The following is an 11,708-nucleotide window of genomic DNA, read 5'->3' on the forward strand; positions in this document are numbered from 1 at the left end:
ACCATGCGCGCGCCGGCCATCCATTGTGAAGCGATCCCCGGCCATCCCGACTTCCGCCGGCTGGGCAGCATTGCCGGCATCGCGGTCGACCTGCGCTACGCCACGGCGGACAATTTCGTCGGCCGCGACCTGTACTCGCCGCTGGACTGCGGCTGGCTGCACCAGGACGCCGCCGCCGCACTGGAACGCGCCGTCGCCTGGCTGGCCGCACGCAAACCGGAATACCGCTTGCTGGTGCTGGACGCGCTGCGTCCCCAACGCGTGCAGGAACAGCTGTGGGACGCGCTGCAAGGCACCGATCTGCTGGACTACATCGCCGAACCCACGCGCGGCTCGATCCACTCCTTCGGCATGGCGCTGGACCTGACGCTGCTGGACGCCCACGGCCGTGAACTCGACATGGGCACCGGCTTCGACGATCTGAGCGAACTATCCCATCCCGCGCTGGAAGCGACGCTGCTGGCCAGCGGCGAACTGACACCGCAACACATCGAAAACCGCCGCTGGCTGCGCGAGGCCATGCTGCACAACGGCTGGCAAGGCATCCGCACCGAGTGGTGGCACTTCGACTGCGGCGACCGTATCGACGTGCGCCAACGCTATGCGCGCGTGCTTTAGTTTTCCAGCGCTTGCATGATCGCGTAGGCGGCCTTGAGGCGCTCCGGAATCGGGTAGTTGTGATTGGCCAGAATGACGATGCCGATTTTCTTCTCCGGCACAAACGCCACATATGAACTGAAGCCCCTGGTGGCACCGGTCTTGTTGTACCAGGTGTTGGCCGACGCCGGCAAGGCTGGCGACAGGCGCACGGTGGGATTGAGGCCTCGGCTCATGTTGTTGGAGTTCCCTTGCTGTAGCGTCTCCAGCGCGACCGGATAGGCGTATCGCTCCCAACCCAGACCCTGCGTATTCGCGCCGGTCTTGAAGTAACCGACATGCGTGGCCTCGACCGCGCGGCGCAGCGTATCGTCCAGATGACTCGGATCGATCTGCGTCTGCAGGTAGCGGATCAGGTCTGCGCTGCTGGAGCGCACGCCGTAGGTCTCGGTCGAAAACAGGTCATCGCTCATGCGCACCGGTTGAAGCTTGTCGTTGTAGCCCCAGGCGTAATCCGTCATCGCGTTGGCCGGCACGCGGACGTAGGTATGGCGCAGGCCCAGCTTGGGCAGGATCTGCTGTTCCATCACGTCGGCCGCATTGGCTTGCAGCGACAGCGCGGCCAGATGGCCGAACATGCCCAGGCTGGGATTGGAATACAAGCGCACCTTGCCCGGCGCCGCCACCGGTTTGAAGTGACGGAAGTAGGCCAGCATGTCTTGCTCGGTGTTTTTCACTTCGTCCGGGATCTGCTGCGGCAGACCGCCGGCGGTGTAGGTGCCGAAGTTGAGCACCGTCGCCTTGTCGATGGCGCTGCCCTTCAACTGCGGCAGGAAGCTGCTGGGATGATCGTCCAGCGACAGCTTGCCCTGCACCAGCGCATACGCTGCCATGGTGGCGGTGAAGGTCTTGCTGACCGAGCCCAGTTCGAACAGCGTGTTTTCATTGACCGGCGCGCCGCTCTCCTTCGACGCCACGCCGTAGCTGAAGTAGGAAGGCTTGCCGTTGACCGTGACGGCGACCGCGATGCCCGGCACGTCGTACTCTTTCATGATCGGTTTGATGGCCTGGTCGACCACCGTTTGCAGGTCGGCGGCGTAGACGATAGATGTGCAGCAGCATGCTGCGATGGCGTATGCCATGCGGCTCAGAGTAGACAAGTTGACTCCTTGGGGTTGGGGGATTAAAGCTTATCCAGCTGGGAAGCGACGTCGCGCAGGAAGCTTTGCTTGGCGCGTGGCCCGGCGTAGGTCTGCTGTCGATGGTCCAGCGTCATGCGGGCGAAGACGATGGTGCGTGTGCCTTTGGTGGCCCAGCCGACGTACCAGCCGTACTGGCGGTTTTCGTCGTCGCGGCCATTCACCTGCGCCGGCGCGGCGGTGCCGGTTTTGCCGTAGATGGTCCAGCCGTTGGCCAGCGTTTGCGGATGCAGGATGCGAGTGGTCATGGCGTAGGCTTGGTCCGAGATCGGCAGCTGGCGGGTGACGATCTTGCGCAGGAAGGCCAGTTGTTCGGCCGGCGAGATTTGCAGCGAAGAGCCGATCCACGACTGGGTCAGGCCATTGTGTTCGCCGGCGTCGCCGGAGACGTCGCGGTTGCCGTAGCCGAAGCTGTCGATGTAGCGCTGGAAGCGTTGCTGGCCCAGCTGCGTGGTGACCTGCTGCGCGTACCACACGGTGGAGTTGATGATCCAGCTGGATGGATCGGTATCGGTCTGCCATTCCTTGTTCCAGCTGGCGTAGCTGGCTTTGTAGGGCAGCAGCGGCGTGTGTTCGTCGACCAGGATGCCGCTGTCGTAGCCCATCAGCGCGACCACGATGTTGAAGGTGGACGCCGGCGTGGCGCGTTCCTCGCATTGGCCGTCGTAACGCAGGCGCTGGCCGGTGGCGGCATCCATCAGCGCGGTGCAGGACAGCTGCATATTGTCTTGCGATGCCAGCGACGGTTGCAGCGTCAGGCTGGCGGCCAGCACTGCGGCCAGGCCGGCCACGGTGGCGATGCGGGTCCAGCGGCTGGTACGCGATGGCGCGCGGATCAGCGCGATGCGGCCAGCCACGCTGTCTGGCGTGACGTTGCCGAAGGCGAGTGCGGTCGGCATGCAGGTCTGCTGCAGCTTGAGTTGGGCGATCAGCGCGGCGGCGTAGGCTTTGCGTTGTGCCGGCGGACGGCCGTGCAGCACGTCGCGGTCGCAGCCCAGTTCCTGCGCCCACGACAGCTGCCGGCGCAGCAGGCGCATAAAGGGATTGAACCAGAACAGCGTTTGCAGCACGATGCCGGCGTTGGCCCAGTGCAGGTCGCGGCGGCGCCAGTGAGTCAGCTCGTGTTCGACGATCAGCTGGCGCTGGTCGTCGGCAAAGTTGTGCAGATGGCGCGGCAGCAGCAGACGTGGACGCAGCAGGCCGAATAGCATCGGTGAGATGGGCGCGTCGATTTCGATGGTGTCGACCGGCTGAGTGGCGGTGCGGTCGCCGGCGCTGGCCAGCGCTTGCAGTGCGCGGCGGCTGTGCAGCAGTTGCAGCAGCGCGTGGCCCAGTCCCGCAGCGTAGATCAGCAGCCAGGCTTGAGCGGCCCAGGTCAGGTAGTTGCGCGGTGCGCGATCTTCGTCCGCTGCGCCAGCGGTCTGGCTGGTGCCGGCCGTGCTGACCTGCGCGGCGTGATCGATGGCGGCTGATTCAGCGCTGAAGGTTTCGATATCGATCGGCGGCAGCAGATGCAGGCGCTCACCCTGCGGCATCAGCACCAGCACAAAGGCGGCAACGATGGTGCACTGAGCCAGCAGCCACACCGAGCGCTGCGCGGCGATGCCGGGCAGCCAGCGGCGGCACAGCGCGGTCACGGCCCACACGCTCAGCCCGGCGGCCACGCAGCCGAGGCTGGCCAGCAGAAACTGGAATGCCAGCAAATCGATGCCGGTGAAGGTGGTGGAAATAGCCATGAAACGCTCCGCTTGCGACTGTTGCCACTATTGTGCGACAACTGTCGCAAGCAAGTCAAGCGTTCCAGCTTAGCGGTCGACCGACGCCATGCGTTCCTTGCTGTAGCGCGGGCCGGCGACTTGTTGCAGCGCGCGCTCCAGCGTCGCCATCTCGGTGGCGCTGAGCACGATGTCGGCGGCGGCGGCGTTCTGTTCCAGATTGGCGCGGCGGCGGGTGCCGGGGATGGGGACGATGTCCTCGCCCTGCTGCATCACCCAGGCCAGCGCCACTTGCCCCGGCGCCAGTCCGCGCAAGGCGGCCAGATCGCGTACCGTCTGCGCGGCCTGCATGTTGGCATCGAAATTCGCGCCCTGCATGCGTGGGTCTTGATGGCGGAAGTCATCTGGTGGGTATTCTTCGGCGCGCTTGGCGGTGCCGGCCAGGAAGCCGCGTCCCAGCGGGCTGAATGGCACCAGCCCGATGCCCAGCTCGCGCAGCACGGGAATGATGTCGGCCTCCAGATTGCGTTCCCACAGCGAGTACTCGCTTTGCAGCGCGCTGATCGGATGCACCGCATGCGCGCGGCGGATATTCGCTACGCCAGCCTCGGACAGGCCCAAGTAGCGCACCTTGCCTTCGCGCACCAGGTCGCTCATGACGCCCACCACGTCCTCGATCGGCACCTTGGGATCGATCCGATGCTGGTATAGCAGATCGATGTAGTCAGTCCCCAGTCGGCGCAGCGAGCCTTCGACATGCACGCGTATCTGCGCCGGGTCACTGGTGACGCCGACGGTGGCGCCGTCGCGGATATCGAAACCGAATTTGGTGGCGATGATCGCCTCGCTGCGGCGGCCGGCAAAAGCGTTGCCCAGCAGTTCCTCATTGTTGTAGGGACCGTAGACCTCGGCCGTGTCGAAGAAATTGACGCCCAGCTCCAGTGCGCGATGCAGGGTGGCGATGGCTTCCTTCTGATCGGACGGTCCGTAGGCATGCGTCATGCCCATGCAACCCAAACCCTGTGCGGAAACGACCAAGCCCTGGCTGCCCAATGTGCGTTGCTTCATGATGCCTCCTTGCGATGTGATGGATTGAGTATGGAGCATGCCTAAAAAATTCACAATTACCTTAAAATGCAAAGCATTGTTGAGGCTAGTGCAATGGTGAAATCATGGAAATGCTGAAGGAAATGGCAGTGTTTGCCCAAGTGGTCGATAGCGGTGGCTTTTCGGCGGCGGCACGGATGCTGGGGTTGACCACGTCCGCCGTCAGTCGCCATGTATCGCGTCTGGAAGCGCATATGGGCGGTCGCCTGTTGCACCGGACCACCCGTTCGCTGTCGTTGACGGAATTGGGCCAGCAAGTCCATGCCGGCTGCGTGCGGATGCTGAGCACCGCGCGCGAGATCCACGCGTTGGCCGGCAGTTATAGTGCCCGTCCGAACGGCGTGATCGCGGTGACGGCGCCGGTCGCGCTGGGGCAGATCTGGCTGGCGCCGCGCCTTCCCGCTTTTCTGGAGCGTTATCCCGAGGTGCAGGTGCGGTTGATTCTGGTGGACCGCAATGTGGATCTGGTCGAGGAAGGCGTGGATCTGGCGATCCGGATCGCTAACGAGTCGGCGCCGGGCTTGGCCACCCGTCCGCTGGGGAGGGTGCGCTACGTGCTGGTGGCGTCGCCCAGGTATCTGGCTGCGCATGGGGCGCCGGCCACGCCGCACGATCTGCCTCAGCATGCTTGCAGCTATCTGGGTTATGCCCGCTTTGGCGAGGAATGGACTTTTCGCCGCAACGGCACGGCAAGCAGTTTGCGCGTGCCGTCGCGGCTGACGATCAATAACAGCGTGGCCTTGCTGGCGGCGGTAGAAGCTGGCAGCGGGATCGGCTTGCTGCCCAACTTTACGGCGCGCGCGGCGCTGGAACAGGGGCGTGTCCAGCAGGTGCTGGCGGACTGGGAACTGGATGAGCCTTATGCCGGCAACGTGTATGCGGTGTATCCGCCCGGACCGCATTTGGCGCTGAAGGTGCGCGCCTTTATCGATTATCTGGTGGCGGAAGCGGCGCCTGCGCTGTAGCCCCACCTTGCCGTGCCACCCAGTCGACCAGCGCATCCAGCACGGCGCGGCCGGCACCGTTGGCGACGTGTTCGTCGTTGAGGATGGCGACCACGATGCAGGGTTGGTTGTTGGCGTCCGGGACGTAGCCGGCGATGGCGATCACGCCTTTCAGGCTACCCGTTTTCAGTCGCGCGCGCTGTGCGGCCGGGCTGTCTTTCAGGCGGCGGCGCATGGTGCCATCGGTGGCGGCGATCGGCAGGCTGGACAGGAATTCGGGCATCCACAGGCTTTTCAGGCCGGCTTGCAGCACGCCGGCCAGTTGGGCTGGTGTGGCGCGTTCGGTGCGCGACAGGCCGGAGCCGTTGTCGAGGATCAGGCCGTTGCCGTCGATGCCGTGTTGTTGCAGCCAGCCGCGAATGGCGGTTTCGGCGCGCATCGGGGTGCTGGCGCCGCTGGCGTCGGGCGGCAGCGGTTTGCTGCCCAGCATGGGATCGGCTTCCAGGCTGCCCAGGCTGAGGAAGATGGTGCGCGCCAGCGTGTTGTCGGATTGCTTGTTGGTGTCGCGCATAATTTCCGGCAGGCTGCGTGAGACGTGTTCGGCCAGCAGGCGCGTGGCGGGCTGCGGTGCCACGGGACTGGCCAGCCGCGCAGTCGCGGACGCCAAGGCTGGCGCGGCGCCGTCATCGGCAGCGGGTTGCGGTGCCTGGGCTTCGCGCACTTCGCCACTCAGGCTGCCGCCGAGCTGGCGCCATTCGCTGAGCAGCAGGCGCGCCAGATAGTCCTGGCTGTCCAGCACGTTGATGCTGGTGGATTTGGTGCAGTCTTTCGGGAAAGTGCCGTGCAGGACCACTTCGATCCGTTCGCCCTTGCGCGTGTAGTCCGGCGTGCGCCAGCCGTTTTCCCATGATGCGCAGGCGGTGTTGGTCAGCTTCATGTCCGAGCGGATGCTGACGTTGTCCAGCGCCGGCAGCATCGTCAGCGACAGCTTGTCGCCATCGGAGCGCATCTCCACTTTCAGCAGGTTGGTGTTGACCAGCGCCGCATTCGGAATCACGTTGTAGTAGGCCCACGGATATTCATCAAACGGCGGCTGTCCCGCATCCGGCCGAGTCGGCTGGAACAGCTGACGGTCGATCACGATGTCGCCCTTGATCTTGCGGATGCCCTGGCTGCGCAGCGCTTGCAGCATATGGGTCAGCGCATCTTCGTTGAAGTCGGCGTCGGCGCCGCCGCGCAGGATCAGATCGCCCTGCAGCACGCCGTTGACCACCTCGGCACCGCTGCGCAATTCGGTGCGCCCGCGGAACACCGGCCCCAGCTGTTCCAGCGCGGTCATGGTGGTGAACAGCTTCATGGTGGACGCCGGCTGCATGCTTTGCGCGGCGTTGTGCGATACCAGCACGCTATCGCCGCGCAGCACCAGCACGCCGGCCGCCTCGGGTGGAATCTGCGACGACTGCATCAATGCCGCCACCGGCTCCGGCAGTGTGGCGTGGGCGGAACCGGCTGTCAGCAGCGCGGCGAGAATGAAAGATTTAATGGAAGAAGACATAGGCAACCGCAATCGCAGCAAGCACGCCGGCAAAGTCGGCGATGAGGCCGCACGAGATCGCGTAGCGCGTCTTGCGGATGCCCACCGAGCCGAAGTACAGCGCGACGATGTAGAAGGTGGTATCGGCCGAGCCCTGGAATACGCAGGCGAGGCGGCCGACAAAGGAATCGACGCCGTAGGTACGCATGGTGTCGATCATCATGGCCTTGGCGGCGCTGCCGCTGAGCGGCTTCATCAGCGCGGTCGGCAGGGCCGGTACGAAATCGGTGTTGATGCCGAGCTGGCTGAACAGCCAGCTGAAGCCCTGCACCACAAAGCCCAGCAAGCCGGCGTTGCGGATCACGCTGATCGCCACCAGCATGCCGACCAGATAGGGAATCACGGTGATCGAGGTCTGGATGCCGCCCTTGGCGCCTTCGATAAACGCCTCGTAGACGTTGACCTTCTTGCGCAGCGCGCCGATGATGAAGCCGCCGATCACCAGCATCAGCACCAGGTTGCTGAACACGGTGGAGACGGTGGCGATCTGGTCCTTGGTGAGGAAGTTGGTGAAGTACCAGATCACGCCGATGATGAAGGCGGTGATGCCACCCAGCCAGCCGACCACCACGCGGTTGAACAGGTTGATGCGCTGGCGGATCGCCACGGCGATGATGCCGGTCATGGTGGCGACATAAGTCGCCACCATGCAGGGAATGAAGATGTCGGACGGATCGGCCGCGCCGAGGATGGAGCGCTGTGCCATGATGGCCAGCGGGATCAAGGTCAGGCCCGAGGTGTGCAGCACCAGGAACATGATCTGGGCGTCGGTCGGCTCGTCCTTGTTGGGGTTGAGGGTTTGCAGGCTTTCCATGGCCTTCAGGCCGAATGGCGTGGCGGCGTTGTCCAGGCCCAGCAGGTTGGCCGAGAAGTTCATCACCATGTGGCCGGTGGCCGGGTGGTTGGACGGCACGCCGGGGAAGATGCGCGAGAAGAAGGGCGCGATCAGCTTGGCCAGCAGGTCGATGGCGCCGGCTTTTTCGCCGACGTTCATGATGCCCAGCCACAGCGTCATCACGCCGGCCAGCGGCAGGGCGATGTCCATCACGCCGCTGCGGGCCGAGTCGAAGGTGCCGTCGATGATGCGCTTGAATATTTCCGTATCGCCCAGGAACAGGAATTGCGCCAGCGCGGCCGCGAATCCCACCAGGAAGAAGCCAGACCAGATGTAATTGAGCGACATTTTTCTTGTTTGCAGTGAGCGATCTGCAAAGTATAGCGGGTAAGCAAGGCAAAAAAGTTATAAGCTGCCGCTTTAGCGTGCGAGGTGCGATGAGGTGGATGCTTAAAACTTGTGCTGCAATATTGATCGCTGCCGTTACGGCCGTCGCCGTTTTCTCCGCGCACGCGGCGGCCCATGCCGAGCCGGCGCCATCGCCAGCGTCGTCAGCCGCACCGAAAGTACTGCACGCCTTCCTCAGCACCGGCGAAACCGGCCTCGACCCGGCGGTGGCTTCCGACGTCGCTAGTCTCAGTCTGCTGGAAAACCTGTTCGACCCGCTGCTGCGCTACGACTACCTTGCGCGCCCGGTCAAGCTGATTCCCAACACCGTGTCCGCCATGCCAGCCATCACGGACGACGGCAAAACTTACACCTTCCAGCTGCGCCAGGACGTCTACTTCACCCCGGACCCCGCCTTCCAGAGCGCGAAAAGGCAGGTGACGGCCGACGATTACGTCTACAGCTTCCAGCGCCTGCGCGATCCGGCACTGAAGTCGCCGTGGCTCTATCTGTTCGACGTCGTGGCCGCCACCGAGGCGGTGGACAAGTTCACCCTGCGCATCCGCCTGAAAGCGCCCGATCCCAACTTCCTGTTCTACCTCGCCATGCCGGCCACTGCCGTGGTGGCGCGCGAAGTGGTGCAGGCGTATGGCGCACAAGTCGGCAACCACCCAATCGGCACCGGCCCCTTCAAGATTGGCAGCTGGAAGCACAGCGACCAGATCGTACTGCTGGCCAACCGCGAGTTCCGTCCCACCGAATTCCAGGGCAAGCGCCTGCCGATACTGGACCGCATCGACATCAAAATCGTCGAGGAATACCAATCCCGCGTGCTGGGCTTTCTGAACGGCGAATTCGACTTTCTCGAACAACTGCCGGAATCGATGAAGGAAATGGTGCTTACCGCAGACGGACAACTGCGGCCCGAACTGGCAAGCAAGGGCATCGTGCTGGCGCCCTTCCCCGTGCTGCAGACCTACTACATGTGGATGAATATGGATGATCCGCTGATCGGTGGCTACAGCAAGGCAAAGGTCGCGTTGCGGCGCGCCATCGCGCTCAGCTACAACAGCGCCGAAGACATCGCCACCATGAAAAAGGGCTTGGCGGTGCCGGCCGTAACGCCGCTGCCACCGAACGTGCTGGGCTACGACGCGCGCTACCGCAGCCCGGTCGGCTACGACCCCGCGCTGGCCAACGCCCTGCTGGACCGCTACGGCTATCGCAAAGGCAAGGACGGTTTCCGCACCCAACCGGACGGCACGCCGCTGCGGCTGGTGATGCACAGCGAAGCGTCCACCGTCGGCCGCCTGCGCGACGAGCTGTGGCGCAAGAACCTCAACGCCATCGGCCTGCAGGTCAGCTTCAAGAGCGACAAGAAAACCGAAATCATCAAAGCCTCGCGCCTGGGCGCGGTGATGATGTTCGAAACCAACTGGGTGGCCGATTTTCCCGATGGTGACAACTTCTACCAACTGCTGTACGGCCCCAACGCCGGCCGCGCCAATTACGCGCGCTTCAACCTGCCTGCCTACAATCAGCGCTACGAGCAAGCCCGCTTGATGGGAGAATCGCCGCAGCGCACGCTGCTGTATGATGAGCTGGCAAATATCATCCACGCCTACACGCCGTGGGTCCTGCTGACGCATCCGATTTCCGCCGATTTGCAACAACCTTGGCTGAAAAATTACCGGCGCCATCCGGTGGAATTCACCAACTGGCGCTATCTGGACGTAGACGCACATACCGCACACTGAGCTGTGCATAGAATGCCGTTATGAATCTACTCAACCGCAGGGCGCTGGCCTATGTGGCCGGCCATCCCATGGATTTCACGGTGCAATGCCTGAAGGGCTTTCGCGCCAACCAAGGTCTGCTGCTGGCGGGCGCGGTGGCGTATTACTCGCTGCTGTCGATCCTGCCGCTGCTGATGCTGGTGGTGGTGGCGTTGTCGCACGTGATCGACCCGCAGGAATTGCTGCGGACGGTGGGTCGTTACCTGAACTGGCTGGTGCCGGGACAGTCGCGCCCCATCGTGGATGAGGTCGCCCATTTTCTCGAACACCGCGATCTGGTCGGCGGCGTGCTGGTGGTCAGCATGCTGTTCTTCAGTTCGCTCGCGTTCACGGTGCTGGAGAACGCGATGAGCGTGATCTTCAAGCACCGCGTGGCGATACGGCGGCGGCATTTCCTGATTTCCGCCATCATGCCCTACTGCTACATCCTGTCGCTGGGCGCCGGCATGCTGATCGTCACGCTGGTGGCCGGCAGCCTGCAGGTGCTGGGGGATGAAAGCGTGTGGCTGTTCGGTTATCACTGGTCGCTGAATGGTGTGTCCGGGGTGCTGCTGTACCTGCTGGGGCTGGCGGGCGAGGTGCTGGTGCTGTCGTCGATTTATCTGGTGATGCCGGTCGGACGGCTGTCGCTGTCGCACGCGCTGATCGGCGGCGTGACGGCGGCGTTGCTGTGGGAAGTGGCGCGGCGCATTCTGGTGTGGTACTTCTCCACGCTGTCGCAGGTGAGCGTGGTGTATGGCTCGATGACCACCGCCATCATCGTCATGTTCAGCCTGGAAATCGGCGCCACCTTGGTGCTGTTTGGCGCCCAGGTGATTTCCGAGTTCGAGCGAGTGGGCCGCGAGCGGCCGCAGCGCGCGCCGAAGCCGATGACCACCCAAACTACATCAATAAAATAATTTGTGCGTCGCACAAAAACTGTGATACACTACGTTCGTGGTTGAGGTTTGCCCTGCAAACAGTCCCACGTCCGGCCGATGCGCCGCGCCCAGAGTTGTGTAAGTTCGATGGCGCAGTTGACGCAGAATCCGGAGTTGTAGCCCCGAAGACATTAGTCGATTTACACGTTGGGGGCACCACGCAGATAGCATGGGCGCCCGAGACGCCGCCTCACCTGGCAGATAGCCTTGGAGACCGGTACGATTGAAGCATAGGTAATACATTGGAACGAAGCCTGCAGAGATGTGGGCTTTTTTTTCGTCCGTACTTTGCGTTGGCCCAAATGGCGCGAACTCTTCCGGCCTATTCTGGAAAGCTCACCGGGGATCAACCATGGACTTCGCTTTTGTGCTCCGATACCGTCTGGACAAGCGGGACAGCAATTACGATGAGCTGGCCGAACGCTTGCTGGCATCCGGCTGCACCGATGCGCTGGTCAGCATCAACCGGGCGGGCAATATGGTGCTGGAGTTCCTGCGCGAAGACGCCAGCGCTTCCGCCGCCCTCACCAGCGCCATCGCCGACGTGCAGCGCGCCATCCCCTCCGCCGAGCTGATCGATATTCGTTCGGACTTCATGTCGAGCTGATTTTACG

The 11,708-nt window shown here is 63.5% G+C and carries 10 protein-coding genes and 1 pseudogene; 5 read left to right on the plus strand and 6 right to left on the minus strand.

Going from position 1 to position 11,708, the window contains the following annotated elements:
* Positions 1-3 precede the first annotated feature (3 nt).
* Entirely contained in the window at positions 4-618 is a 615-nt protein-coding gene (locus GJ699_RS09770) for a M15 family metallopeptidase (protein WP_154375555.1), read from the plus strand.
* On the opposite strand, the gene ampC is transcribed toward GJ699_RS09770, so the two are convergent.
* The 4 genes and pseudogenes from ampC to GJ699_RS09785 form a co-directional block, all read right to left on the minus strand.
* The gene (ampC, locus tag GJ699_RS09775; RefSeq protein ID WP_229262039.1) at positions 615-1,757 is read right to left on the minus strand and encodes a class C beta-lactamase; all 1,143 of its coding nucleotides are present in this window, start codon (positions 1,755-1,757) and stop codon (positions 615-617) included. The two genes, GJ699_RS09770 and ampC, sit on opposite strands and share 4 nt — an antisense overlap.
* 23 nt (positions 1,758-1,780) lie before the next feature.
* A complete protein-coding gene (gene blaOXA, locus GJ699_RS34515) occupies positions 1,781-2,578 on the minus strand; it encodes a class D beta-lactamase (protein WP_229262053.1) in 798 nt (265 codons plus the stop codon).
* A 66-nt stretch (positions 2,579-2,644) separates the two neighbouring features.
* Positions 2,645-3,532: pseudogene (locus GJ699_RS34520) on the minus strand (M56 family metallopeptidase); the annotation flags it as partial.
* A 69-nt stretch (positions 3,533-3,601) separates the two neighbouring features.
* Positions 3,602-4,579 carry an aldo/keto reductase gene (locus GJ699_RS09785; protein ID WP_154375559.1) on the minus strand — a complete coding sequence of 326 codons (978 nt, stop codon included), beginning with the start codon at positions 4,577-4,579 and terminating at the stop codon, positions 3,602-3,604.
* Positions 4,580-4,683: 104 nt separating this feature from the next.
* Here GJ699_RS09785 and GJ699_RS09790 point away from each other — a divergent pair, with 104 nt between their 5' ends.
* Positions 4,684-5,583 (plus strand): LysR family transcriptional regulator, encoded by a 900-nt coding sequence (locus tag GJ699_RS09790; protein WP_229262040.1) that lies wholly within the window; start codon positions 4,684-4,686, stop codon positions 5,581-5,583.
* Here GJ699_RS09790 and dacB read toward each other — a convergent pair.
* Positions 5,543-7,117 (minus strand): D-alanyl-D-alanine carboxypeptidase/D-alanyl-D-alanine endopeptidase, encoded by a 1,575-nt coding sequence (dacB, locus tag GJ699_RS09795; protein WP_154375561.1) that lies wholly within the window; start codon positions 7,115-7,117, stop codon positions 5,543-5,545. The two genes, GJ699_RS09790 and dacB, sit on opposite strands and share 41 nt — an antisense overlap.
* The gene (locus GJ699_RS09800; protein WP_154375563.1) at positions 7,101-8,339 is read right to left on the minus strand and encodes a spore maturation protein; all 1,239 of its coding nucleotides are present in this window, start codon (positions 8,337-8,339) and stop codon (positions 7,101-7,103) included. The genes dacB and GJ699_RS09800 overlap by 17 nt, the downstream gene beginning before the upstream one ends.
* A 98-nt stretch (positions 8,340-8,437) precedes the next feature.
* On the opposite strand from GJ699_RS09800, the gene GJ699_RS09805 reads away from it, so the two are divergent.
* The 3 genes from GJ699_RS09805 (at position 8,438) to GJ699_RS09815 (ending at position 11,701) form a co-directional block, all read left to right on the plus strand.
* Complete coding sequence (locus tag GJ699_RS09805) at positions 8,438-10,135, plus strand: ABC transporter substrate-binding protein (protein WP_154375565.1); 1,698 nt, start codon at positions 8,438-8,440, stop codon at positions 10,133-10,135.
* Positions 10,136-10,155: 20 nt separating this feature from the next.
* Positions 10,156-11,073: a YihY/virulence factor BrkB family protein gene (locus GJ699_RS09810; protein WP_154375567.1), complete on the plus strand. Its 918-nt coding sequence runs from the start codon at positions 10,156-10,158 to the stop codon at positions 11,071-11,073.
* Positions 11,074-11,446: 373 nt separating this feature from the next.
* Positions 11,447-11,701, plus strand: coding sequence for a hypothetical protein (locus GJ699_RS09815; RefSeq protein WP_154375569.1), 255 nt, complete (start codon positions 11,447-11,449; stop codon positions 11,699-11,701).
* Positions 11,702-11,708 lie beyond the last annotated feature (7 nt).

It is taken from the genome of Duganella guangzhouensis (genome assembly GCF_009674535.1).
Lineage (GTDB): Bacteria > Pseudomonadota > Gammaproteobacteria > Burkholderiales > Burkholderiaceae_D > Rugamonas > Rugamonas guangzhouensis.

Bases quoted from the DNA above. Each gene is read 5' to 3' on its own strand.
- GJ699_RS09800 (WP_154375563.1), bottom strand. From the start codon at position 8,339: ATGTCGCTCAATTACATCTGGTCTGGCTTCTTCCTGGTGGGATTCGCG.
- GJ699_RS09815 (WP_154375569.1), top strand. From the start codon at position 11,447: ATGGACTTCGCTTTTGTGCTCCGATACCGTCTGGACAAGCGGGACAGC.
- GJ699_RS09785 (WP_154375559.1), bottom strand. From the start codon at position 4,579: ATGAAGCAACGCACATTGGGCAGCCAGGGCTTGGTCGTTTCCGCACAG.
- GJ699_RS09805 (WP_154375565.1), top strand. From the start codon at position 8,438: ATGCTTAAAACTTGTGCTGCAATATTGATCGCTGCCGTTACGGCCGTC.
- dacB (WP_154375561.1), bottom strand. From the start codon at position 7,117: ATGTCTTCTTCCATTAAATCTTTCATTCTCGCCGCGCTGCTGACAGCC.
- GJ699_RS09790 (WP_229262040.1), top strand. From the start codon at position 4,684: ATGGAAATGCTGAAGGAAATGGCAGTGTTTGCCCAAGTGGTCGATAGC.
- GJ699_RS09770 (WP_154375555.1), top strand. From the start codon at position 4: ATGCGCGCGCCGGCCATCCATTGTGAAGCGATCCCCGGCCATCCCGAC.
- GJ699_RS09810 (WP_154375567.1), top strand. From the start codon at position 10,156: ATGAATCTACTCAACCGCAGGGCGCTGGCCTATGTGGCCGGCCATCCC.